The following is a 23305-nucleotide window of genomic DNA, read 5'->3' on the forward strand; positions in this document are numbered from 1 at the left end:
TGCGTCCGTCCGGCGTGCGCCCCTGCCACAGGGGGACACGACGCCCGCACCGACCCGCACGGCAGTCCTCCTGGAAACCTAGTTCCCGTTGATGACCTGTGGCATCAGCGAAGAAAGCAGACGAAATGTCTCACCTGCTCGACACCGTCGACGCCGCGTCGCTGCGCAGCGACGTCCCCGCCTTCCGCCCGGGTGACACCGTCAACGTCCACGTCCGCGTCATCGAGGGCAACCGCTCCCGTGTGCAGCAGTTCAAGGGCGTTGTGATCCGTCGCCAGGGCTCCGGTGTCCGCGAGACCTTCACGGTCCGCAAGGTCTCGTTCTCCGTCGGCGTCGAGCGCACCTTCCCGGTGCACACCCCGATCGTCGAGAAGATCGAGCTGGTCACCCGTGGTGACGTGCGCCGCGCCAAGCTGTACTACCTCCGTGAGCTGCGCGGCAAGGCCGCGAAGATCAAGGAGAAGCGCGAGAACTGAGCGCTTTTCCTTCGGTCGCATCGGGGCGGATAGCATCTGGCTCCGATGGACACCGAAGCACAGCTGACGCAACGCGACCGCACCTCCCGACCCGGTACTCCGGGGACGGAGGGGCGGTCGCGTTTCGCGTTGGTGCCGCGGCTCGCCGCATGGCTGCCGGGCGGCCGGGCCACCCTCACCCTCTTCGTCTGCCTGGCGTTTTTGCTCCTCCTCAACGCTTTCGTGGTGCAACCGTTCCAGATTCCGAGCGGATCCATGGAACAGGGATTGAGGATCGGTGACCGCGTCCTCGTAAATAAGTTGGCGTACCGTTTCGGGGCCCAGCCGCTCCGCGGTGACGTGGTTGTCTTCGACGGGACCGGGTATTTCGGGGACGCCGACTACATCAAGCGCGTTGTGGGGGTAGGGGGAGACCACGTGGTCTGCTGCGATAAGGAGGGGAGGCTCCAGGTGAACGGCCGGCCGGTCGACGAGACGGCGTTCCTCCATCCCGGGGACAGCCCGTCCAGCGTCCCCTTCGACGTCGTCGTGCCCGCGGACCGCCTGTTCCTCCTCGGGGACCACCGCAGCCGCTCCAGCGACTCCCGCGACCACCTGGGCTCACCCGGCGGCGGCATGATCCCCGTGGAGGACGTCGTCGGCCGGGCCGACTGGATCGCCTGGCCGCACGGCCACTGGCGGCACCTGACCCGGCCGTCGGCCTACGCGCGCGTGCCCGCGGCCGCCTCTCCGGACGGCGCGCATGGGTAACCGTGGCAGGCCGCGCGGAGCGCCGGCGACCGCAGCCGAGAGCCTGCTGCCCACCGGGACCCGCCGCACCGGCTCCGGAACGGGCGGCGGCCGCACGCGCGCGGAGCGCCGCAAGCTCCAGCGCAAGGTGAAGCGCAAGCGCAGGCGGTCAGCCGTTCGGGAGATCCCCCTTCTGGTCGGTGTCGCGGTGCTCATAGCCCTCGTCCTGAAGACGTTCCTCGTGCAGGCGTTCGTCATCCCGTCCGGCTCCATGGAGCAGACGATCCGGATCGGCGACCGCGTGCTGGTCGACAAGCTCACCCCGTGGTTCGGCTCCAGGCCGCAGCGCGGGGACGTCGTCGTGTTCCACGACCCGGGCGGCTGGCTGGCCGACGAGCAGACCACCCAGAAGAAGGACGACCCGGTCGTCGTCAAGCAGTTCAAGGAAGGCCTCACCTTCATCGGCCTGCTGCCCTCCGACAACGAGAAAGACCTGATCAAGCGGGTCATCGGGGTCGGCGGGGACCACGTCAAGTGCTGCGACGCCGAGGGCCGGGTCACCGTCAACGGAAGTCCGCTCAGCGAGACCGGTTACCTGAATCCGGGCAGCGCCCCGTCCGTCACCCCCTTCGACATCACCGTGCCGCAGGGACGGCTGTGGGTGATGGGCGACCACCGCGACAACTCCGCCGACTCCCGCGCCCACCAGAACACGCCGTACGGCGGCACGGTCTCCGAGGACTCGGTCGTGGGCCGCGCCATGGTGATCGGCTGGCCCATCGGCCACTGGACCAGCCTCGACGAACCTAAAACCTTTGCAAGCGTTGCCGACTCCGTGTCGGGGTCGACCGCGGCCCCTGCGCTGTCGCATAGGGTTGCCTACGGCGATCCGAACGGAACGACCCGCCTCCCGACCCCTGCGGAACTCCCGCTCGTTATGGGAGTGGTGGGCCTGCACCGTGGATGGCGCAGGCGGCGGCAGAGAGTAAGGAGTTGGCGTGGGGGATGTGGCGGTTGGCGCACGGTCGGGACACGACGGCGAGGAGCACCGCGGGCACCCCGTGGAGGCGAACTCCCCCGCTCCGGACGGCGCCGTGATGTCGGGGAGTTCCGGCCACCCGGCGTCCGGGGACGGCGAACCGGAGGCGCAGCGGCACCAGAGCGACGGCACGGACGGGACGGCGAACCAGCCGAAGAAGCCGCGCTCCTTCTGGAAGGAACTGCCGATCCTGATCGGCATCGCGCTGGTCCTGGCGCTGCTGATCAAGACGTTCCTGGTGCAGGCGTTCTCGATTCCCTCGGACTCGATGCAGAACACCCTCCAGCAGGGTGACCGCGTCCTGGTCGACAAGCTCACCCCGTGGTTCGGCTCCGAGCCCGAGCGCGGCGAGGTCGTCGTCTTCCACGACCCCGACGACTGGCTGGCGGGCGAGCCCGCGCCCAACCCGAACCCGGTCCAGAAGGTCCTGAGCTGGATCGGCCTGATGCCGTCCGCCGAGGAGAAGGACCTGATCAAGCGGGTGATCGGGGTCGGCGGCGACACGGTCGAGTGCAACAAGACCGGCCCGCTCACGGTCAACGGCAAGGCGCTGAACGAGCCGTACGTCTATCCGGGCAACACGCCGTGCAGCCTGGACGACCAGGGCGGCCAGTTCAAGGTGAAGGTCCCCAAGGGCTACATCTGGGTGATGGGCGACCACCGCCAGAACTCCCGCGACTCCCGCTACAACCAGTCCGACAGCCACCACGGCATGGTCCCCGTCGACAAGGTCGTCGGCCGTGCCATCGTGCGCGCCTGGCCGATCAACCGCTGGGGCACGCTGCCGGTGCCGGACACCTTCGACCAGCCCGGCCTCGACTCGCAGTCCTCCGCTGCGGCGACCCTGACCGTGGCGCCGCAGGGCGTGGCGCTGGCTGCCGTGCTGCCGGTGGCGGTCTGGCGGCGCAGGCGTGCGGACCGGCTCCGCACCGGCGTCCGGACCACCGCGGCCACCGGAGGGCGCTGAGCCTGCCCGCCGTACGTGTGGAGCCCCTCTGTGAAGCTCTGGGAAAGCTGTTCCCAGGGTCCTGAAAGAGGGGCTCCCCCCGTTCGGTACCGGCAGGTAGGGTGCGGGTCCATGAGCGGCGAGAGCACGACGCGTACGGCCCCGCACACCGCGGGCACAGACACGGCACGGGCCGGCGGCGGCCGGCTCGCGGAGCGGCTGTCCGGGGTGGCCATGGCGCTGGGCCTGGTGCTGTTCCTCGGCGGCTTCGCCTGGGGAGCCGTGGTCTACCGGCCGTTCACCGTGCCGACCAGCTCGATGGCGCCGACCATCGACGCCGGCGACCGGGTCCTGGCCCAGCGCGTCGACGGCGCCGAGGTGCGGCGCGGCGACGTGGTCGTCTTCCGCGACAAGAGCTGGGTCACCAACGCCAACGTGGTCAAGCGGGTCGTCGCGGTCGGCGGCGACACCGTCTCCTGCTGCACCGACGGCAAGCTCACCGTCAACGGCAAGCAGATCGACGAGCCCTACCTGCCCGTGGGCAGCCCGGCCGAGATCAAGAAGATCCCGGCCATCACCGTCCCCAAGGGCCGGCTGTTCCTCCTCGGCGACGAACGCCAGGGCTCCCTGGACTCCACCGCCCACCTCACCGACGCCGCGCGTGGCACGGTGTCGCGCGGCGCCGTCTCCGCCCGCGTCGACTCCGTCGTCTGGCCCATGAACGGCATGCTCGAGCGCCCCACCGGCTTCGAGACGCTGGGCGCCCTCTCGCAGCCGGGCCCGCTGAGGACCATCGAGCTGATGATCGTCGGCGGCGCCGTCCTGGTGCTCGGCGGCGGCGCGTTCGGCTCGATCGCCAAGCGGCTCGGCCGCGGGCGCAACCGTCCGGGGCCCGCAGGTGCCCGCTGAGGCCGCGCGGCCGGGCGAGGACACCTACCAGGGCGGACTGCGCCGGGTGGCCCGGGTGGTCCTGCTCGACCCCGAGGACCGCATCCTGCTGCTGCACGGTCACGAGCCGGACGACCCGGCCGACGACTGGTGGTTCACCCCCGGCGGCGGTCTGGAGGGCGACGAGACGCGCGAACAGGCCGCGCTGAGGGAACTCGCCGAGGAGACCGGCATCACCGACGTCGCCCTCGGCCCGGTGCTGTGGCGGCGGCGCTGCTCCTTCCCGTTCGCGGGCCGGCGCTGGGACCAGGACGAGTGGTACTACCTGGCCCGCACCACCCAGACGGCCACCGCGGCGCTGGGCCTGACCGAGCTGGAGCGGCGCAGCGTCGCCGGAGCGCGCTGGTGGACGTGCCAGGAACTGACCCGGGCACATGAGACGGTGTATCCGACCAGACTCGCCGGGCTGCTGCGCACGCTGCTCGACGAAGGTCCCCCCGCCAGGCCCGTGACCCTGGACACGGAAATCGTCTGAGGGCTCGTCGGACTGGCGCACAATGGGGGGATCGCACGGCTGAAGGGGAACATGCCATGAGCGCCGAGGACCTCGAGAAGTACGAGACCGAGATGGAGCTGAAGCTCTACCGGGAGTATCGAGATGTCGTCGGTCTGTTCAAATACGTGATCGAGACCGAGCGGCGCTTCTACCTCACCAACGACTACGAGATGCAGGTGCACTCGGTCCAGGGCGAGGTGTTCTTCGAGGTGTCCATGGCGGACGCCTGGGTCTGGGACATGTACCGGCCGGCCCGGTTCGTGAAGCAGGTGCGTGTCCTCACGTTCAAGGACGTGAACATTGAGGAGCTGAACAAGAGCGACCTCGAGCTTCCGGGCGGCTGACGGCCCTGATTCCGTCGATCGGGTGACGGGGATGTCCACAACCCGCGAGTAGCTCACCAAGATCCACTTCTGTCGGCCCGCTGCGTGACCGTGGGTGCCGGAGGTGGTGCCGACATGAGCAGGGCACGCAGTGGACTCGGCAGGTACGGCGAGGATCTCGCCGCGCGGCGGCTGACCGAGACGGGGATGACCATCCTGCGGCGCAACTGGCGCTGCGGTCGCTCCGGCGAGATCGACATCGTGGCCCGGGACGGGGACACGCTGGTCGTCTGCGAGGTGAAGACCCGCAGGGCCGACGGCTTCCAGCACCCCATGGCAGCCCTCACGCCGCAGAAGGCACGACGCCTGCACGCCCTGGCCGAACGCTGGATCCAGGCCCACGGCGGGGCCCCGCCGGGCGGCGTCCGCATCGACCTGGTCGGCGTGCTGCTGCCCCGCCGGGGCGCCCCGGCCGTCGAGCACGCGCGGGGGGTGGTCTGACATGGGCTTCGCCCGTACGTGCTCCGTCGCCCTCGTCGGCGTCGAGGGCGTGGTCGTCGAGGTGCAGGCCGACCTGGAACCAGGAGTGGCGGCCTTCACCCTGGTGGGCCTGCCGGACAAGAGCCTGACGGAGAGCCGGGACCGGGTCCGGGCCGCGGTGGTGAACTCGGGCGGCGAATGGCCGCAGAAGAAGCTCACCGTCGGACTGAGTCCGGCGTCCGTGCCCAAGGCCGGCTCCGGCTTCGACCTGGCCGTCGCCTGCGCGGTCCTCGGCGCCGCCGAGCGGATCGACCCCCGCGTCCTCGCCGAGATCGTGATGATCGGCGAGCTGGGACTGGACGGCCGCGTACGGCCGGTGCGGGGCATCCTGCCCGCCGTCCTCGCCGCCGCCGACGCGGGGTACGAACAGGTGGTCGTGCCCGAGAGCGCCGCCGCCGAGGCCGCGCTGGTCCCCGGGGTGTCCGTGCTCGGCGTGCGCAGTCTGCGCCAGTTGATCGCCGTCCTCACCGACGAGCCCGTGCCGGAGGAGGAACCGGAACCGGACGGGCAGGGCCGCCCGGACCCCCTGCTGGCAGGCCTGCGCGTGCCCGGCGCCGGGGCGGCCACCGGCATGGACGGCGGCGGCGCCCAGCAGCCCGAGCACGATCTCGCCGACGTCGTGGGCCAGACCTCGGCGCGCACGGCCGTCGAGGTGGCCGCCGCCGGCGGGCACCACCTGTTCCTCGAGGGCCCGCCGGGCGCGGGCAAGACCATGCTCGCCGAGCGGCTGCCCGCGGTGCTGCCCCCGCTCACCCGGCAGGAGTCGCTGGAGGTCACGGCGGTCCACTCGGTGGCCGGACTGCTGCCACCCGGCAAACCCCTCGTCCAGGTCGCGCCCTACTGCGCCCCGCACCACTCGGCCACGATGCAGTCCCTCGTCGGGGGCGGCCCGGGCGTGGCGCGCCCCGGCGCGGTGTCCCTGGCCCACCGGGGCGTGCTGTTCCTGGACGAGGCGCCCGAGTTCCACGGCCAGACCCTGGACGCCCTGCGGCAGCCGCTGGAGTCCGGGCACGTGGTGATCGCCCGCAGCGCGGGAGTGGTCCGGTACCCCGCCCGGTTCCTGATGGTGCTCGCGGCCAACCCCTGCCCCTGCGGGCGGTTCTCGCAGCGGGACTCCCTGTGCGACTGCCCGCCGTCCGCGATCCGCCGGTACCAGGCCCGGCTCTCCGGCCCGCTGCTCGACCGGGTCGACCTGCGGGTCGAGGTGGACCCCGTCACCCGTGCCCAGCTCACCGCACCCGGGGCCCGGGGCGAGTCCTCGGCCGCCGTCGCCGGGCGGGTCCGGGCGGCCCGGGAGCGGGCCGCCGCCCGCCTCGCCGGAACTCCCTGGAGCACCAACAGCGAGGTACCGGGAAGAGAGCTGCGCAGCCGCTTCCACGCCGCCGCCGGCGCGATGGACGAGGCCGAGCGCAGCCTCGAACGGGGCGTGCTCACGGCCCGCGGCGTCGACCGGGTGCTCCGTGTCGCCTGGACGGTCGCGGACCTCGTCGGCCACGACCGCCCGGACGCCGGCGACGTCCGCCTCGCCCTGCAACTGCGCACCGGGATCCCACGCGGCGCGCCCATGGCCCTCGGGGCCCTGGCATGAGCGCCGGGGCCGATGCGGGGGAGGAGCGGCTGGGGCGGGCGTTCCTCGCCCGGGTCATCGAGCCGGGGGACGAGGCCGGCGGGCGGTGGCTGCGGGAGTTCGGGGTGGCGGAGGTGGTCCGGCGGCTGCGCGACGGCGGGCGGCCGCTGCCGGGGGTGGGCGGCAGACGCTGGGCCGGGCTGGTGGCGCGGGCCGGGCGGGCCCAGCCGGAGCGTGACCTTCACGAGGCGCGTGACGCCGGGGTGCGGTTCGTGTGCCCGGGTGACACCGAGTGGCCGGGCCGGCTCGACGACCTGGGCGACGCAAGGCCCACTGGCCTGTGGGTGCGCGGCACGCCCAGCCTGCGGATATGGGCGCTCGGCTCCGTCGCCGTGGTCGGGGCGCGCGCCTGCACCGAGTACGGGACGCATGTGGCGGCCACCCTCGCCGCCGAGCTGGCCGAGCGCGGATGGGTGGTCGTGTCCGGCGGCGCCTATGGCGTCGACGGGGCCGCCCACCGGGGCGCCCTCGCCGCCGGCGGGGCCACCGTCGCCGTACTGGCCTGCGGCGTCGACCGGCCCTACCCGCGCGGGCACACCGCGCTGATCGACCGGATCGCCGAGCAGGGCCTGGTGGTGGGCGAGCTGCCGCCCGGCGATCACCCGACACCGAGCCGGTTCATCCTGCGCAACCGGGTGATCGCGGCGCTCACCCGGGGCACGGTCGTCGTGGAGGCCGCCTGCCGCAGCGGCTCGCTGGTCACCGCGCGGGCCGCCGAGCGGCTCGGCAGATACACGATGGGCGTCCCCGGGCCCGTCACCAGCTCGCTCTCCGCCGGTGTGCACGAACTGCTGCGCGGCGGGGCCACGCTGGTCACCGATGCCGCGGACGTCATCGAACTCGTGGGGGACATGGGTGAGCTGGCCCCGCCCCGGCGCGGCCCCGTCCTGCCCCGTGACCTGCTGGAACCGGCCGCGCGGGCCGTCCTCGCCGCGCTGCCCGGCAATCGCCCGGCCGGCGCCGCGGAGATCGCGCGCGGCGCGCGGACCACTCCGGACGAGGCGATCGCGAGACTGTACGAACTCCGAGCACTTGGTTACGTCGAACGACACGACGACGGTTGGAAGTTGACACGCCAGGCGCTGATCTCGGCTCGAAGTGGCCCGACTCCGTGTTGACCGACCGTGTTCGGCCGTCCGGGGGAATGGCCTAAGCCCTTGGCATTCCCCGGAGTTGGCGCATCCGGGTGGTCACGCAGAGCGATCCGCCCGCTGCGGTGGCACGACCCGCGGAGGAGCTCCGCGCAGGGGTGGTGCCTCGTTGTTCGCACACCGCGACTCCGCAGTCACGCTACGCTCACGAAGTCCGGGCGCAGACCGCGCCGACCCGACTCCAGACCGGCAGCTCACCCGGGTGCCCCACCGCACCCCACGGTGACGCACCGCGCACCACCTCCGCCCACCACCACCCGACCCGGCAGCACCGCACGGCAGATCACGGCACTTCACGGCAGAACGGCACAAGGCGACGAATGCCCCAGCACACCTCCGGCTCCGACCGGGCGGCGGTCCCACCAGCCGCCCGCGACGGTGGCAGCGTGCGGCCGCCCGCTCCCTCGACGCTCGACGAACTGTGGCGGTCGTACAAGGCGACGGGGGACGACCGGCTGCGGGAGCAACTGATCCTGCACTACTCGCCGCTGGTCAAGTACGTGGCGGGCCGGGTCAGCGTCGGTCTGCCGCCCAACGTGGAGCAGGCCGACTTCGTCTCCTCGGGAGTGTTCGGACTTATCGACGCGATCGAGAAGTTCGACATCGACCGCGAGATCAAGTTCGAGACGTACGCGATCACCCGGATCCGGGGCGCCATGATCGACGAGCTGCGGGCGCTGGACTGGATCCCGCGGTCCGTCCGGCAGAAGGCCCGCAACGTCGAACGGGCCTACGCCACCCTGGAGGCGCGGCTGCGGCGGACCCCGACGGAGGGGGAGGTCGCCGCCGAGCTGGACATGGAGGTGGAGGAGCTGCACGCCGTGTTCAGCCAGCTCTCGCTGGCCAACGTGGTGGCGCTGGAGGAGCTGCTGCACGTCGGCGGCGACGGCGGCGACCGGCTCAGCCTCATGGACACGCTCGAGGACACCGCGGCCGACAATCCGGTCGAGGTCGCCGAGGACCGGGAACTGCGGCGGTTCCTGGCGCGCGCGATCAACACCCTGCCGGAGCGGGAGAAGACCGTGGTCACGCTCTACTACTACGAAGGGCTCACCCTCGCCGAGATCGGCAACGTGCTCGGCGTCACCGAGAGCCGGGTCAGCCAGATCCACACCAAGTCGGTGCTGCAGCTGAGGGCGAAGCTGGCGAGCTTCGGACGCTGAGTCGCTCCCGTTCGCGGGGGCGCGTCCGTAAAGTGGTGGACGTGCCAAGGATTCGAGCGGCCTCCGTGGCCGAGCACCGGTCGATGCAGCGAGCCGCCCTGCTGGACGCGGCTCGGTCCCTGCTGTCCGACGGCGGGACCGACGCGCTGACCTTTCCCGCGCTGGCCGAACGGACGGGCCTGGCGCGGTCGTCCGTGTACGAGTACTTCCGCTCCCGCGCCGCCGTGGTCGAGGAGCTGTGCGAGGCCGACTTCCCCGTCTGGGCGGCGGAGGTCGCGGCGGCGATGGAGCGCGCGGCGACGCCCGAGGCCAAGGTCGAGGCGTATGTGCGCCGGCAGCTCGCGCTGGTCGGGGACCGCCGGCACCGGGCCGTCGTGGCGATCTCGGCGAGCGAGCTGGACGCGGGGGCGCGCGAGAAGATCCGCGCGGCTCACGGCGGCCTGGTCGCGATGGTCGTCGAGGCGCTGGCGGAGATGGGGCACGAGCAGCCCCGGCTGGCGGCCATGCTGCTGCAGGGGGTCGTGGACGCGGCCGTGCGGCGGATCGAACTGGGCGCGGCCGAGGAGCCGGCCTGCATTACGGACGCCGCGGTGCGCATGGCCCTGCGGGGGGTCCAGGGCTGAGCGGCGAGTCCGAGCCGGCCGGCTGCGGGCATGCGTGCCGCCCGGGCGGCACGGGTGGGCGCAGCGGCGCCCCGCAGGCGCGGGCAAGCTCGACGCCCACCGGCCCGGAGCAGCACAGGGCGCCCCTGAGAGCGGAGCGGGTCCCGCACCCACCAGCGGGCACGCGCCACCCGGGGAGCAATGGGGCAGCCCGGCCCCGCACGCCTCAGCCGGCGGCGGCACTCCGCTCCTCGCCGCTACGCCGGCACCCTCAGTACCGGGAGCAGTCGCGACGGCCCGCTGTGCAGCAGCCACGGGGGGAGCAGGGCCAGGGGGTTCAGGTAGGTCTCGCCGGTCAGCAGGCCCCAGTGCAGGCAGGTGGTGGGGCAGTGCGGGGGCGCCGCCTCCACCGTGCCGACCACGTCGCCCGCGCCCACCTCGTCCCCCTCGCGCACCGACGGGACCACCGGCTCGTACGTCGTGCGGAGCTCCGTCCCCGCCAGTCGCACCGCGACCACGCCCCGCCCCGCCACCCGCCCCGCGAAGGACACCCGGCCGGGCGCCACCGCCCGTACCGGGGCGCCGGCCAGCGCGCCCAGGTCCACACCGCGGTGCCCGGGGCCATACACCGTCGCCGGCGGCTCCCAGCCCCGTACCACCACCGGCCTGACCCCCACCGGCCAGGCGCGGGCGATGGCCGGGACCGGCGCCCGCGAGGGCGCCGGGGGCGCGGGGGCAGGGGTGTCCGCGGAGGCCAGGGAGGTCGGCGCGAGTGCCGCGAGACCGAGCACCAAGCCCGCCCACCCACCCGAATGCCGCATCGCTCGTCGCATGCCCGAACCCTCCCGTACCCACGCGATCCCGGCCGGGACCTGTGGACGACCGCCCGGTTGTGGGCAGCGGCGTCACCCGGTACCCCGCGGGTCCCGTACACTTCTTCTGGCGATCCGGGTCACCGGGTCGACTTCGCACGCCCCAATGCGGGTCTCGTCGGACGGTGTCCGTCGGACGGTCCGCATCAGCGCCCCTCGGTCCTTCGTGGCACCGGCGCGACGCGGGCGTCAGGCGCGACGGCCGACCGGCTGTCGCGGCACAACCGAGAAATTCAAGGAGATACGGCCATGGCCGTCGTCACGATGCGGGAGCTGCTGGAGAGCGGCGTCCACTTCGGTCACCAGACCCGTCGCTGGAACCCGAAGATGAAGCGCTTCATCTTCACCGAGCGCAACGGCATCTACATCATCGACCTGCTCCAGTCGCTGTCGTACATCGACCGCGCCTACGAGTTCGTCAAGGAGACCGTGGCCCACGGCGGCACGGTCATGTTCGTCGGCACGAAGAAGCAGGCGCAGGAGGCCATCGCCGAGCAGGCGACCCGCGTCGGCATGCCCTACGTCAACCAGCGCTGGCTGGGTGGCATGCTCACCAACTTCTCGACCGTCTACAAGCGTCTGCAGCGCCTCAAGGAGCTCGAGCAGATCGACTTCGAGGACGTGGCCGCCTCCGGCCTCACCAAGAAGGAGCTGCTGGTCCTCTCCCGCGAGAAGGCCAAGCTGGAGAAGACCCTCGGCGGTATCCGCGAGATGCAGAAGGTGCCCAGCGCCGTCTGGATCGTGGACACCAAGAAGGAGCACATCGCCGTCGGTGAGGCCCGGAAGCTGAACATCCCGGTCGTCGCGATCCTCGACACCAACTGCGACCCCGACGAGGTCGACTACAAGATCCCGGGCAACGACGACGCGATCCGCTCCGTCACCCTGCTCACCCGCGTGATCGCCGACGCGGTCGCCGAGGGCCTCATCTCCCGCTCCCGTGTCGCCACCGGCGACAAGGGCGAGAAGGCCGCGGGCGAGCCGCTCGCCGAGTGGGAGCGCGACCTGCTCGAGGGCGAGAAGAAGGCCGACGAGGCTCCGGCCGCCGAGGCCGAGAAGCCGGCTGAGGCCCCCGCCGCCGAGGCCCCCGCCGCCGAGGCCGAGAAGCCGGCCGAGGCTCCCGCCGCCGAGGCCGCTCCGGCCGCCGAGGGCGAGCAGGCCTGACGTCAGCGTCGACAGTGGGGGCGGTGAGGAATCGACCGCGCCTCGGGCGCGGAGAGTCCGCCCCCACTGTTCACCCGTAGGTCGGCACGCCGTCCGTGATCCACGGCTACAAGTGGACACGGACCGTGCTCATCTCCGATCTTTCGAAGACTTCGAGAAAGACTCACAGACTCATGGCGAACTACACCGCCGCCGACGTCAAGAAGCTCCGTGAGCTGACCGGCGCCGGCATGATGGACTGCAAGAAGGCGCTGGACGAGGCCGAGGGCAACGTCGACAAGGCCGTCGAGGCGCTGCGCATCAAGGGCCAGAAGGGCGTCGCCAAGCGCGAGGGCCGCTCCGCCGAGAACGGCGCCGTGGTCTCCATCATCGCCGACGACAACTCCTCCGGCGTCATCGTCGAGCTGAAGTGCGAGACGGACTTCGTGGCCAAGGGCGACAAGTTCCAGGCCGTGGCCCGGACCATCGCCGAGCACGTCGCGAAGACCTCCCCGGCCGACATCGAGGCCCTGCTCGCCTCCGAGATCGAGGCCGGCAAGACCGTCCAGGCGTTCGTGGACGAGGCCAACGCCAACCTCGGCGAGAAGATCGTCCTGGACCGCTTCGCGCAGTTCTCCGACGGCTACGTCACCGCGTACATGCACCGCACGATGCCCGACCTGCCCCCGCAGATCGGTGTCCTCGTCGAGCTGGACAAGCCGAACGCCGAGGTCGCCAAGGGCATCGCCCAGCACATCGCCGCCTTCGCGCCGAAGTACCTCGCCAAGGAGGACGTGCCGGCCGACGTCGTCGAGTCGGAGCGTCGCATCGCCGAGGAGACGACCCGCGCCGAGGGCAAGCCCGAGGCCGCGATCGCCAAGATCGTCGAGGGTCGCGTCAACGGCTTCTTCAAGGACGCCACGCTGCTCGGCCAGCCCTACGCGCTGGACAACAAGAAGTCGGTCCAGAAGGTGCTGGACGAGGCCGGTGTCACCCTGAAGCGCTTCACGCGCATCAAGGTCGGCATCTGAGTCCGTACCGCGATCGACGCGCGACCCCTATAGGGTCGACAGCAGTCGTCCGCGCACACCGCCGCACCCGGGCATGTGGCGGACGGCAGCAGATCTGACGAGGAGGCCATTGCCGCGCATGGGAGCGAAAAGCGACCCCAACCGGCAATGGCCTTCTTCGTATGTGCAACACGTGAAAGAGGCGGGATCTCCATGACCACCAAGGCCCAGAAGAGCGACGACGGCAAAGTACGCGGCCGGTTTCTGCTGAAGCTGTCCGGAGAGGCCTTCTCCGGGGGCGGGGGCCTGGGCGTGGACCCGGACGTGGTGCACAAGATCGCCCGCGAGATCGCGGCCGTCGTCCGGGACGGCGCCGAGATCGCGGTCGTCATCGGCGGCGGCAACTTCTTCCGCGGCGCCGAACTCCAGCAGCGCGGCATGGACCGCGCCCGCTCCGACTACATGGGCATGCTCGGCACCGTGATGAACTGCCTCGCCCTCCAGGACTTCCTGGAGAAGGAGGGCATCGACAGCCGGGTGCAGACCGCCATCACCATGGGCCAGGTCGCCGAGCCGTACATCCCGCTGCGCGCCGTGCGCCACCTGGAGAAGGGCCGCGTGGTCATCTTCGGCGCCGGTATGGGCATGCCGTACTTCTCCACCGACACCACCGCCGCCCAGCGCGCCCTGGAGATCGACGCCGAGGCGCTGCTCATGGGCAAGAACGGCGTGGACGGCGTCTACGACTCCGACCCCAAGGCCAACCCCGACGCGGTCAAGTTCGACGCCCTCGGCTACGGCGAGGTCATCACCCGGGACCTCAAGGTCGCCGACGCCACCGCCATCACCCTGTGCCGTGACAACAGCCTGCCGATCCTCGTGTTCGAGCTCCTCGCCGAGGGCAATATCGCCCGGGCCGTCAAGGGTGAGAAGATCGGCACGCTGGTGGGTGACCAGGGCAGCCGGGACTGACCGGCACACCCCGGGCGCCCGGGGTACGGCGCCTGTCCGGGGGACGGACGGGACGCACCCTGGCCGGGGGATGGACAATGTCCTGCCGGTCGGGAAACGTGCAGGAAGAAGACGCGACGCAGCCGGCCGCCGTACGACTTCAGGAACCGCAGCCGGGCCTTACTCAAGACACGCAGGAGCAAGTGGTGATCGAAGAGACCCTCCTCGAGGCCGAGGAGAAGATGGAGAAGGCCGTCGTGGTCGCCAAGGAGGACTTCGCCGCGATCCGCACCGGCCGTGCGCACCCGGCGATGTTCAACAAGATCGTGGCCGACTACTACGGCGCGCCGACGCCGATCAACCAGCTGGCCTCGTTCTCCGTGCCGGAGCCGCGCATGGCGGTCGTGACCCCGTTCGACAAGAGCGCGCTGCGCAACATCGAGCAGGCGATCCGGGACTCCGACCTGGGCGTCAACCCGAGCAACGACGGCAACATCATCCGCGTGGTGTTCCCCGAGCTCACCGAGGAGCGCCGCCGCGACTACATCAAGGTCGCCAAGGGCAAGGCGGAGGACGCCCGGGTGTCGATCCGTTCGGTGCGCCGCAAGGCCAAGGACGCCATCGACAAGCTGATCAAGGACGGCGAGGTCGGTGAGGACGAGGGCCGCCGTGCCGAGAAGGAGCTCGACGACACCACCGCGAAGTACGTCGCGCAGGTTGACGAGCTGCTGAAGCACAAGGAAGCGGAGCTGCTCGAAGTCTGATGAGCCACTCTTCCTGGGGGGCGCCGCCGACGGCGGGGCAGACCGGTTACTGGGGGCCCGCCGGCGGTGGGCCTGTCCAGGGGGCTGCCCCGGCGGGTCCCGCGTACGATGCGCCAGAGGCGCAGCAGACTCGCCCCATGCCCATCGTGCCCGACGTACCCGCACCCGGCGGAGACCAGGACGACGACCGGGGGGCCGCTCGGCTGAGCGGCCCCTTGTTCCGCGACGAGACGCAGAATCCGGAGCCCATGCCCGACGCCCCGCAGCCGGCGCCCGCGCCGCAGAAGAAGAGCGCGGGCCGCGACCTGAGCGCCGCCATAGGCGTCGGGGTCGGGCTCGGTGTGGTGATCATCGCGTCCCTCTTCGTCGTCAAGGCCGTCTTCGTGGGTGTCATCGCGGTCGCGGTGGTCGTCGGGCTGTGGGAGCTGACCAGCAGGCTGCGGGAGCGCAAGGACATCGGGGCGCCGCTGGTGCCGCTCGCGGTGGGCGGCGCGGCGATGGTCGTCGCCGGGTACGTCCGCGGCGCCGAGGGCGCGTGGGTCGCGATGGCGCTGACCGCGCTCGCGGTCCTGGTCTGGCGCATGACGGAACCGCCGGAGGGCTACCTCAAGGACGTCACCGCCGGCGTCTTCGCCGCGTTCTACGTGCCGTTCCTGGCTACGTTCGTCGCGATGATGCTCACCGCCGACGACGGCTCCTGGCGGGTCCTGACCTTCCTGCTCCTGACGGTCGTCAGCGACACCGGCGCCTACGCCGTCGGCTGGCGCTTCGGCAGGAACAAGCTCGCCCCGCGCATCAGCCCCGGCAAGACCCGCGAGGGCCTACTCGGCGCCGTGGCGTTCGCCATGGTCGCGGGCGCGCTGTGCATGCAGTTCCTGATCGACGACGGCCGCTGGTGGCAGGGCCTCCTCCTGGGCCTCGCCGTCGCCGCCAGCGCCACTCTCGGGGACCTCGGCGAATCCATGATCAAGCGCGACCTGGGCATCAAGGACATGGGCACCCTGCTCCCCGGTCACGGCGGCATCATGGACCGCCTGGACTCGCTGCTGCCGACGGCGCCGGTGGTCTGGCTCCTCCTGGTGCTGTTCGTCGGCTCCGCCTGAGCCTCACCGCCTACGACGACGGGCCCCACCCTGGTCGCAGGGTGGGGCCCGTCGTCGTAGGCGGTGAGGCTCAGGAAGCGGTGCGGATGGCGGCGATGTCGAACTGGAGGCGGACCTTCTCGCTCACCATGGCCCCGCCCTGGGCGAGTCTGGCGTCGTAGGTCAGACCCCAGTCGCACCGGTTGATGGTGGTGGTGCCGTCGAAGCCGACGCGCTCGTAGCCGAACGGGTCCGTCACATGGCCGATGTAGGTGAGCTCGAGGTCGACGGGGCGGCTGACGTTCTTGATGGTGAGCTCGCCGCTCATCCGGTAGACGTCGTCGCCCGCGAGCCGCACGGCGTTGCTCGTGAAGGTCATCCGCGGGTACGTGGCCGCGTCCAGGAACTCGCGGCCCACCAGGTGGGCGTCGCGCTGCTCCACCCCGGTGTCGACGCTCGCCGTGTACATCACGATGTCGGCCCGGGAGCGGGCCGGGTCGCCGGCGTCGAAGTAGAGCCGGCTCTCGTACTCGGTGAAGGCGCCGCGCACCGTGGTCACCATCGCGTGCCGCACGGAGAACCCGATCCGGCTGTGCGCCGGGTCGATCGCCCACTCCCCGGTGAGGGACGCCAGACCGGGGTCGGGCAGGACGGCGGTGGCGCCGGACGCCGAGGCAGTGTGCGCGGCGGGGGAGGCGGACGCCTCCGGACGCCGCTGGAAGGGGGTGCGGCCGAAAAGGTTCATAGAGCACCTTGCTACGGCAGCGCGCCCGGTCCGGCAAGACCCGACCAGAAAACCCGACCGTTCACCCACAGAACTTCACAGGTGCGGAGGGACTCACTGCTCCGCAGCCGACGAGGCCGCACCGGCGCCCCGACGCCCGGACCCGCCCCGAAGGGCAGCCCGTGGCGGACGGGCTTCGTGAGCAACGTCTTCAACCCGAAGATCGCCGTCTTCTACACGGGTCTGCTAGGCCGCCGCCCCCGGCGGGTCCGTCTGGCCCAGACGCCGTCGCGTCTGCTCGTCGGGCGTCCCCGACGGTGGCAATGTGGGAGTTGTGAAAGCTGAGGACAGCTCAGCCGGCATGTGGCAGCTACGGCGCTCGAACTACGCGCTGCTGCTGATTCCGATCGCCCTCATCGTGGTGATCACGGCGGTCGACCAGCTCGTGCCGGAGGATATCCACCTCGGCCCGCTGCTCGTGATCGCCCCCGCCATCACCGCCTCGTTCACCGGCGCCTGGCTCACCGGCGTGGTCGGCGCCCTGGCGGTGGCGGCGCAGGCCTACATCGGCTGGCACTTCGGCGTCCTCTTCTCCCGCAACGTGCTGGTCCAGATCCTCGCCCTGGCGGTGCTCTCGGCGCTGAGCGTGGTCTTCTGCCTGATGCGCGAGCGACGCCAGCGCCAGCTCGCCCAGGTGCGGTCGGTAGCGGAGGCCGCGCAGCACGGCCTGCTGTGGCCGCTGCCGGAGCGCATGGGCGCGCTGCAGATCGCCTGCCTGTACCTCGCCGCCGAGGACGAGGCGAAGATCGGCGGCGACCTCTACGCGGCCACCCGCGTCACCGGCGGCGTGCGCCTCATGATCGGCGACGTCCGGGGAAAGGGGCTGTCCGCCATCGGCGAGGCCGCCCTCCTCCTCGGCGCCTTCCGCGAGGCCGCGCACCGGCACGCCACCCTCCCCGACCTGGCGGCCACGCTGGACCACAGCGTGACCCGCTACCTGGCCGACTTCGAGCCGACCGCGGAGGCCGGCGAGCGTTTCGCGACCATGCTGCTGCTGGAACTCCCCGACGACGACCACACCATCCGGATGATCAGTTGCGGCCACCCCCCGCCGCTGCTGCTCAGCCCGACCAGCGCCCTCACGGTCCCGAGCCTGCACCCCGCGCCGCCACTGGGGACCACGGAGACGGGACCGGAGGCCTACGCCATCGACACGGCCTCCTTCGAGCCCGGCGACACACTCCTGCTCTACACCGACGGGGTCATCGAGGCCCGCGACCGCGACGGCCGCTTCTACCCCCTGGAGACCCGCGTCGCCCGGTGGAACACGAGCGGCCCCGAGTCGCTGCTCCACCACATCCACCGCGATCTGCTCTCCCACACCCGCGGCCGCCTCAACGACGACGCCGCCCTCGTCGCCCTCCACCGCCACTCGGACCGCCAGGCACACCGCCGCCACGGCCGCGTCATCCACTCGAGCGGCTTCGGCCACACCCCGTGAGGGGTCGCGCCCACCGAGAAGCCCGTCGTCAACGGGCGCTGACGACCGCGCCGACGACCGACGACGGCCCCGGCCGGCGACGGCCACTGGTCACCCGATTGGATCTGCGACACTGGTACCACCATGCCCAAGCCCGGAGAACTCACTTTCGTCGCCCCCCGCGGAGCCAAGAAGCCGCCGCGGCATCTCGCTGATCTCACGCCCGCCGAGCGCAAGGACGCCGTGGCCGAGATCGGTGAGAAGCCGTTCCGTGCCAAGCAGCTTTCGCAGCACTACTTCGCGCGGTACGCGCACGACCCGGCGGAGTGGACGGACATCCCCGCCGCCGCGCGCGGCAGGCTGCAGGAGGCGCTGCTGCCCGAGCTGATGACCGTCGTGCGGCATCTGTCGACCGACCAGGGGACGACCCGCAAGACGCTGTGGCGGCTGTTCGACGGCACGCTCGTGGAGTCCGTGCTGATGCGGTACCCGGACCGGGTCACCATGTGCATCAGCTCGCAGGCCGGGTGCGGGATGAACTGCCCGTTCTGCGCGACCGGGCAGGCCGGTCTGGACCGGAACCTGTCCACCGCGGAGATCGTGCACCAGATCGTGGACGGGATGCGGGCGCTGCGGGACGGAGAGGTGCCCGGCGGGCCGGCGCGGCTGTCCAACATCGTCTTCATGGGGATGGGCGAGCCGCTCGCCAACTACAAGCGGGTCGTGGGCGCCGTCCGGGCGCTGACCGACCCCGCTCCCGACGGGCTCGGGCTGTCGCAGCGCGGCATCACCGTGTCGACGGTCGGGCTGGTCCCGGCCATCCACCGGTTCTCCGACGAGGGCTTCAAGTGCCGGCTCGCGATCTCCCTGCACGCCCCCGACGACGAGCTGCGCGACACCCTCGTCCCCGTGAACACGCGGTGGAAGGTGCGTGAGGTGCTGGACGCCGGGTTCGAGTACGCCGAGAAGACCGGGCGCCGGCTGTCCATCGAGTACGCGCTGATCCGGGACATCAACGACCAGGCCTGGCGCGGCGACCGGCTCGGCCGGCTGCTGCGCGGCAAGCCCGTCCACGTCAACCTCATCCCGCTGAACCCGACGCCGGGCTCGAAGTGGACCGCCTCGAGGCCCGAGGACGAGAAGGCGTTCGTGGAGGCCATCGCGGCCCATGGTGTACCGGTCACGGTCCGGGACACCCGGGGGCAGGAGATCGACGGGGCCTGTGGTCAGCTCGCGGCCACCGAGCGATAATCTGGCCACGTCGAAACATCTGCATATTCCGACAGGGGAGCGCCACAGCGCTGAGAGTGCGGCAACCGGGCCGCAGACCCTCTGAACCTCGCCCAGGTCATTCTGGGTAGGAAGTTCGGTCTTCACTCGAGCTGTTGCGCCCTGCCCGGGACTCCCTCGCGGAGCCCGGGCAGGGCCGCGTCTCTTCCTGGCCAACCCCAGGAGGACATCCAGTGCACAACAAGACCCTCGTGGCCGCGGCCGCCGGGCTCGGCCTCCTCGCCCTGCCCGTGCTGACCGGGTGCGGCTCGGGCGACGCCAAGGGCTCCGCCGCGGACTCCAGGACCGTGACCCTCGTCAGCCACGACTCGTGGCTCGTGTCGAAGAGCGTCATGAAGGACTTCGAGCGGAAGTCCGGGTACAAGGTCAAGGTCCTCAAGAGCGGCGACGCCGGGCAGGCCGTCAACAAGGCGCTGCTGACCAAGGACAACCCGCAGGGCGACGTCTTCTTCGGCGTCGACAACACCCTGCTCTCCCGCGCCCTCGACAACGGCCTCTTCCAGTCCTACCAGCCGAAGGACGCCGGGAAGGTGCTGCCCCAGTACCGCGTCGACCAGGGCAAGCACCGCGTCACGCCCGTCGACACCGGTGACATCTGCGTCAACTACGACAAGGCCTACTTCAGCGAGCACGGGCTGACCCCGCCGCAGTCCTTCGCCGACCTGGCCGAGCCCGAGTACAAGAACCTCCTCGTCACCGAGAACGCCGCCACCTCCTCGCCGGGCCTCGGCTTCCTGCTGGGCAGCGCCGCGAAGTTCGGCGACGACCACTGGCAGGACTACTGGAAGAAGCTGAAGGCCAACGGCGTCAAGGTCGTCGACGGCTGGGAGCAGGCCTACTACCAGGAGTTCTCCGGGTCGTCGGAGGGCCGGAAGGCCGGCGGCGACCGGCCGCTGGTGGTGTCGTACGCCTCCTCGCCGCCCGCCGAGGTCATCTACGCGAAGAAGCGGCCCAGTACCGCCCCCACCGGGGTGTCCCAGGGCACCTGCTTCCGGCAGACCGAGTACGCGGGCCTGCTGAGCAACGCGAAGAACACCAAGGGCGGCAAGGCGTTCCTGGACTTCCTGCTCACCAAACAGTTCCAGGAGGACATGCCGCTCAACATGTTCGTCTACCCGGTGCGCGAGGGCGCGGCGGTGCCGCCGGACTTCGCGAAGTACGGGCCGCAGGCCAAGGACCCCGAGACCATGGCCCCCGGCACCATCGCCGCCAACCGTGACAGCTGGGTCAAGTCGTGGACGTCGCTCGTACTGAGGTAGCGGCGCGCAAGGGCACCGCGCGCGGGAGCGCGGCGCGGCTGGGGCTGATGGCCCTGCCCGTCGCGTTCTTCGCCGTGTTCTTCGCCTGGCCCGTCGCCGCGATCGTGTCGCGCGGGCTCAAGGCGGACGGCGTCTGGCAGTTCGGGCGGATCGCGGACGTCGTCACCCAGCCGGACATCCGGCACGTGCTGTGGTTCACCACCTGGCAGGCGCTCGCCTCCACCGCGCTGACCCTGCTGCTCGCCCTGCCCGCCGCCCATGTCTTCGCCCGCCTCGACTTCCCCGGCAAGCAGCTGCTCCGGGCCGTCGTCACGGTCCCGTTCGTGCTGCCGACCGTCGTCGTCGGCACGGCGTTCCTCGCGCTCGTCGGACACGGCGGCCTGCTCGACGACCTGTGGGGCGTACGGCTGGACACCACCGTGTGGGCGATCCTGCTGGCGCACGTCTTCTTCAACTACGCGGTCGTCGTACGGACCGTCGGCGGGCTCTGGGCCCAGCTCGACCCCCGGCAGGAACAGGCCGCGCGGATGCTGGGCGCCTCCCCGCTGACGGCGTGGCGGAAGGTGACCCTGCCGGCCCTCGCGCCCGCCGTGGCCGCCGCCGCGCTGATGGTCTTCCTGTTCACCTTCACCTCCTTCGGTGTGGTGCAGATCCTCGGCGGCCCCACGTTCTCCACCCTGGAGGTGGAGATCTACCGGCAGACCTCGGAGCTGTTCGACCTCTCCACGGCGGCCGTCCTGACCCTCGTCCAGTTCGTCGCGGTGGGCGCGATCCTCGCCGTGCACGCCTGGACGGTACGGCGGCGCGAGAGCGCCCTGCGCCTGGTCGACCCGAAGGTGACCGCCCGCCGGCCGCGCGGCGCGGGGCAGTGGGGGCTGCTCGCCGGGGTCCTGCTCACCGTCGTGCTGCTGCTCGTGCTGCCGCTCGCCGTCCTCGTGCAGCGCTCGCTGGACGCGCCCGGCCTCGGCTACTACCGGGCGCTGACCGACGCCGACGGCGGCACCTTCCTGGTGGCGCCGCTGCACGCCGTGTGGACCTCCCTGGAGTACGCCTTCGCCGCCACCGCCATCGCCCTGGTGATCGGCGGTCTCGCCGCCGCCGCGCTGGCCCGCCGGGACGCGGGACGGCTGGTGCGCGGCTTCGACGCCCTGCTGATGCTGCCGCTCGGCGTCTCCGCCGTCACCGTCGGGTTCGGCTTCCTCATCGCCCTGGACCGGCCCCCGCTGGACCTCAGGCAGTCCTGGATCCTCGTGCCGCTCGCCCAGGCGCTGGTCGGCGCCCCCTTCGTGGTGCGGACCATGCTGCCCGTGCTGCGGGCGGTGGACGGCCGGCTGAGGGAGGCGGCGGCCGTGCTCGGCGCCTCGCCCTGGCGGGTGTGGCGGGAGGTCGACCTGCCGCTGGTGCGGCGGGCGCTGCTGATCGCGGCCGGGTTCGCCTTCGCGGTGTCCCTGGGCGAGTTCGGGGCGACCGTCTTCATCGCGCGCCCCGACAACCCGACGCTCCCGGTCGCCGTGGCCCGGCTGCTGAGCCGGCCCGGCGAGCTCAACTACGGTCAGGCGATGGCCCTGTCCACGATTCTGATGGTGGTGTGCGCCGCCGCGCTGCTGCTCCTGGAGCGGCTGCGGACGGACCGGACGGGGGAGTTCTGATGCTGCTGAGCCTTGAGGCCGCGACCGTGCGCCTGGGCGGACGGCCCGTGCTCGACGCGGTCGGTCTCGACGTCGCCGAGCACGAGGTGGTGTGCGTGCTCGGGCCCAGCGGCAGCGGGAAGTCCACGCTGCTCAGGGCGGTGGCCGGGCTCCAGCCGCTGGACTCGGGGCGGGTGCTGCTCGACGGCCGGGACCAGGCGGGCGTGCCGGCGCACCGGCGCGGTGTCGGCCTGATGTTCCAGGACCACCAGCTCTTCCCGCAGCGGGACGTCGGCGGCAACGTCGCCTTCGGCCTGCGGATGCACGGGGTCGGCAAGGGCCGTCGGGACGCCGAGGTGGCGGAGTTGCTGGAGCTGGTCGGTCTGCCGGGAGCGGCCGGGCGGGCCGTGGCCGGGCTGTCCGGTGGTGAGCAGCAGCGGGTGGCGCTGGCCCGGGCGCTCGCGCCCCGGCCCCGGCTGCTGATGCTGGACGAGCCGCTGGGCCAGCTCGACCGCTCGCTCCGGGACCGTCTGGTCGTCGAACTCCGGCAGCTCTTCGACCGGTTGGGCACCACCGTGCTCGCCGTGACGCACGACCAGAGCGAGGCGTTCGCGCTGGCCGACCGGGTGGTGGTGATGCGGGACGGGCGGATCGCCCAGTCCGGCACGCCGCTGGAGGTGTGGCAGCGGCCCGCGGACGAGTTCGTGGCCCGCTTCCTCGGCTTCGAGAACGTGGTGCCCGCGACCGTCTCCGACGGCGCGGCGGACACCCCCTGGGGCAAGCTGCCCGTCCCCGACGGATCGTCCCAGGGCGACCGGCCGCTGCTGGTCCGGCCCGCCGGTGTGCGGCTCGTGGCCGCCGACGAGGGCCTGCCCTGCGCGGTGACCGCCCGCACCTTCCGGGGCACCCATGTGGCCGTACGGCTGCGGCCCCTGGACGGCGGGCCGCCCCTGGAGGCGGCCTGCGCGCTGCGGGCCGCGCCGGAGCCCGGGGCCGAGCTGGGCGTCGCGTTCGACGTGGCCGAAATCGTCGTGCTCGGGTGATCACCGTGTGCCTAGGGTG

23 protein-coding genes and 1 pseudogene are annotated in these 23305 nt (G+C 71.8%); 22 read left to right on the forward strand and 2 right to left on the reverse strand.

Annotation, left to right across the window (positions count from 1 at the left end):
* Window positions 1-125 precede the first annotated feature (125 nt).
* The 12 genes and pseudogenes from rplS (at window position 126) to ACZ7JA_RS30085 (ending at window position 10061) form a co-directional block, all read left to right on the forward strand.
* On the forward strand, window positions 126-476 hold the full coding sequence (gene rplS, locus ACZ7JA_RS30030) for a 50S ribosomal protein L19 (protein WP_199212174.1): 351 nt from the start codon (window positions 126-128) through the stop codon (window positions 474-476).
* A 45-nt stretch (window positions 477-521) separates the two neighbouring features.
* Window positions 522-1226 (forward strand): signal peptidase I, encoded by a 705-nt coding sequence (gene lepB / locus ACZ7JA_RS30035; protein ID WP_470811491.1) that lies wholly within the window; start codon window positions 522-524, stop codon window positions 1224-1226.
* Window positions 1219-2313, forward strand: a pseudogene (gene lepB, locus ACZ7JA_RS30040) (signal peptidase I); the annotation flags it as partial. The gene lepB (ACZ7JA_RS30035) and the pseudogene lepB (ACZ7JA_RS30040), both read left to right, overlap by 8 nt.
* Window positions 2204-3211, forward strand: a complete 1008-nt coding sequence (lepB, locus tag ACZ7JA_RS30045; RefSeq protein WP_401132520.1) for a signal peptidase I — start codon at window positions 2204-2206, stop codon at window positions 3209-3211. The pseudogene lepB (ACZ7JA_RS30040) and the gene lepB (ACZ7JA_RS30045), both read left to right, overlap by 110 nt.
* 111 nt (window positions 3212-3322) lie before the next feature.
* Window positions 3323-4099: a signal peptidase I gene (lepB, locus tag ACZ7JA_RS30050; protein ID WP_351664307.1), complete on the forward strand. Its 777-nt coding sequence runs from the start codon at window positions 3323-3325 to the stop codon at window positions 4097-4099.
* Window positions 4089-4613, forward strand: coding sequence for an NUDIX hydrolase (locus ACZ7JA_RS30055; protein WP_351664305.1), 525 nt, complete (start codon window positions 4089-4091; stop codon window positions 4611-4613). The genes lepB (ACZ7JA_RS30050) and ACZ7JA_RS30055 overlap by 11 nt, the downstream gene beginning before the upstream one ends.
* Window positions 4614-4669: 56 nt before the next feature.
* Entirely contained in the window at window positions 4670-4978 is a 309-nt protein-coding gene (locus tag ACZ7JA_RS30060; RefSeq protein WP_003965949.1) for a DUF2469 domain-containing protein, read from the forward strand.
* Between the two features lie 114 nt (window positions 4979-5092).
* Window positions 5093-5458, forward strand: coding sequence for a YraN family protein (locus ACZ7JA_RS30065; RefSeq protein ID WP_389450898.1), 366 nt, complete (start codon window positions 5093-5095; stop codon window positions 5456-5458).
* Between the two features lies 1 nt (window position 5459).
* Window positions 5460-7085, forward strand: coding sequence for a YifB family Mg chelatase-like AAA ATPase (locus ACZ7JA_RS30070; protein WP_470811494.1), 1626 nt, complete (start codon window positions 5460-5462; stop codon window positions 7083-7085).
* Window positions 7082-8242 carry a DNA-processing protein DprA gene (dprA, locus tag ACZ7JA_RS30075; RefSeq protein ID WP_389450904.1) on the forward strand — a complete coding sequence of 387 codons (1161 nt, stop codon included), beginning with the start codon at window positions 7082-7084 and terminating at the stop codon, window positions 8240-8242. The genes ACZ7JA_RS30070 and dprA overlap by 4 nt, the downstream gene beginning before the upstream one ends.
* A gap of 353 nt (window positions 8243-8595) precedes the next feature.
* Entirely contained in the window at window positions 8596-9438 is an 843-nt protein-coding gene (whiG, locus tag ACZ7JA_RS30080; RefSeq protein WP_351664297.1) for an RNA polymerase sigma factor WhiG, read from the forward strand.
* A gap of 65 nt (window positions 9439-9503) precedes the next feature.
* On the forward strand, window positions 9504-10061 hold the full coding sequence (locus tag ACZ7JA_RS30085) for a TetR/AcrR family transcriptional regulator (protein ID WP_351664609.1): 558 nt from the start codon (window positions 9504-9506) through the stop codon (window positions 10059-10061).
* Between the two features lie 236 nt (window positions 10062-10297).
* Here ACZ7JA_RS30085 and ACZ7JA_RS30090 read toward each other — a convergent pair whose 3' ends face one another.
* A complete protein-coding gene (locus ACZ7JA_RS30090) occupies window positions 10298-10861 on the reverse strand; it encodes a peptidoglycan DD-metalloendopeptidase family protein (RefSeq protein WP_470811574.1) in 564 nt (187 codons plus the stop codon).
* A 300-nt stretch (window positions 10862-11161) separates the two neighbouring features.
* Here ACZ7JA_RS30090 and rpsB point away from each other — a divergent pair, with 300 nt between their 5' ends.
* The 5 genes from rpsB to ACZ7JA_RS30115 all read left to right on the forward strand — a co-directional run bounded on the left by rpsB (window position 11162) and on the right by ACZ7JA_RS30115 (window position 15883).
* Complete coding sequence (rpsB, locus tag ACZ7JA_RS30095; RefSeq protein ID WP_351664293.1) at window positions 11162-12076, forward strand: 30S ribosomal protein S2; 915 nt, start codon at window positions 11162-11164, stop codon at window positions 12074-12076.
* A 173-nt stretch (window positions 12077-12249) separates the two neighbouring features.
* On the forward strand, window positions 12250-13086 hold the full coding sequence (tsf, locus tag ACZ7JA_RS30100) for a translation elongation factor Ts (protein ID WP_351664291.1): 837 nt from the start codon (window positions 12250-12252) through the stop codon (window positions 13084-13086).
* 192 nt (window positions 13087-13278) lie between these two features.
* Entirely contained in the window at window positions 13279-14037 is a 759-nt protein-coding gene (gene pyrH, locus ACZ7JA_RS30105) for a UMP kinase (protein WP_351664289.1), read from the forward strand.
* Between the two features lie 185 nt (window positions 14038-14222).
* A complete protein-coding gene (gene frr, locus ACZ7JA_RS30110) occupies window positions 14223-14780 on the forward strand; it encodes a ribosome recycling factor (RefSeq protein WP_067041614.1) in 558 nt (185 codons plus the stop codon).
* Entirely contained in the window at window positions 14780-15883 is a 1104-nt protein-coding gene (locus tag ACZ7JA_RS30115) for a phosphatidate cytidylyltransferase (RefSeq protein WP_351664287.1), read from the forward strand. The genes frr and ACZ7JA_RS30115 overlap by 1 nt, the downstream gene beginning before the upstream one ends.
* Before the next feature lie 70 nt (window positions 15884-15953).
* On the opposite strand, the gene ACZ7JA_RS30120 is transcribed toward ACZ7JA_RS30115, so the two are convergent.
* The gene (locus tag ACZ7JA_RS30120; RefSeq protein ID WP_351664285.1) at window positions 15954-16607 is read right to left on the reverse strand and encodes a YceI family protein; all 654 of its coding nucleotides are present in this window, start codon (window positions 16605-16607) and stop codon (window positions 15954-15956) included.
* A 340-nt stretch (window positions 16608-16947) separates the two neighbouring features.
* On the opposite strand from ACZ7JA_RS30120, the gene ACZ7JA_RS30125 reads away from it, so the two are divergent.
* The 5 genes from ACZ7JA_RS30125 to ACZ7JA_RS30145 all read left to right on the forward strand — a co-directional run bounded on the left by ACZ7JA_RS30125 (window position 16948) and on the right by ACZ7JA_RS30145 (window position 23286).
* Complete coding sequence (locus tag ACZ7JA_RS30125; protein ID WP_351664283.1) at window positions 16948-18087, forward strand: PP2C family protein-serine/threonine phosphatase; 1140 nt, start codon at window positions 16948-16950, stop codon at window positions 18085-18087.
* 123 nt (window positions 18088-18210) lie between these two features.
* A complete protein-coding gene (gene rlmN / locus ACZ7JA_RS30130; RefSeq protein ID WP_351664281.1) occupies window positions 18211-19317 on the forward strand; it encodes a dual-specificity RNA methyltransferase RlmN in 1107 nt (368 codons plus the stop codon).
* Window positions 19318-19529: 212 nt separating this feature from the next.
* Window positions 19530-20615 carry a thiamine ABC transporter substrate-binding protein gene (locus tag ACZ7JA_RS30135; RefSeq protein ID WP_470811500.1) on the forward strand — a complete coding sequence of 362 codons (1086 nt, stop codon included), beginning with the start codon at window positions 19530-19532 and terminating at the stop codon, window positions 20613-20615.
* A 47-nt stretch (window positions 20616-20662) separates the two neighbouring features.
* Window positions 20663-22264, forward strand: a complete 1602-nt coding sequence (locus tag ACZ7JA_RS30140; protein WP_470811576.1) for an ABC transporter permease — start codon at window positions 20663-20665, stop codon at window positions 22262-22264.
* On the forward strand, window positions 22264-23286 hold the full coding sequence (locus ACZ7JA_RS30145) for an ABC transporter ATP-binding protein (RefSeq protein ID WP_389304883.1): 1023 nt from the start codon (window positions 22264-22266) through the stop codon (window positions 23284-23286). Before ACZ7JA_RS30140 ends, ACZ7JA_RS30145 begins: the two co-directional genes overlap by 1 nt.
* The last annotated feature ends 19 nt before the right edge of the window (window positions 23287-23305 follow it).

Source organism: Streptomyces sp. NPDC038135, assembly GCF_055601245.1.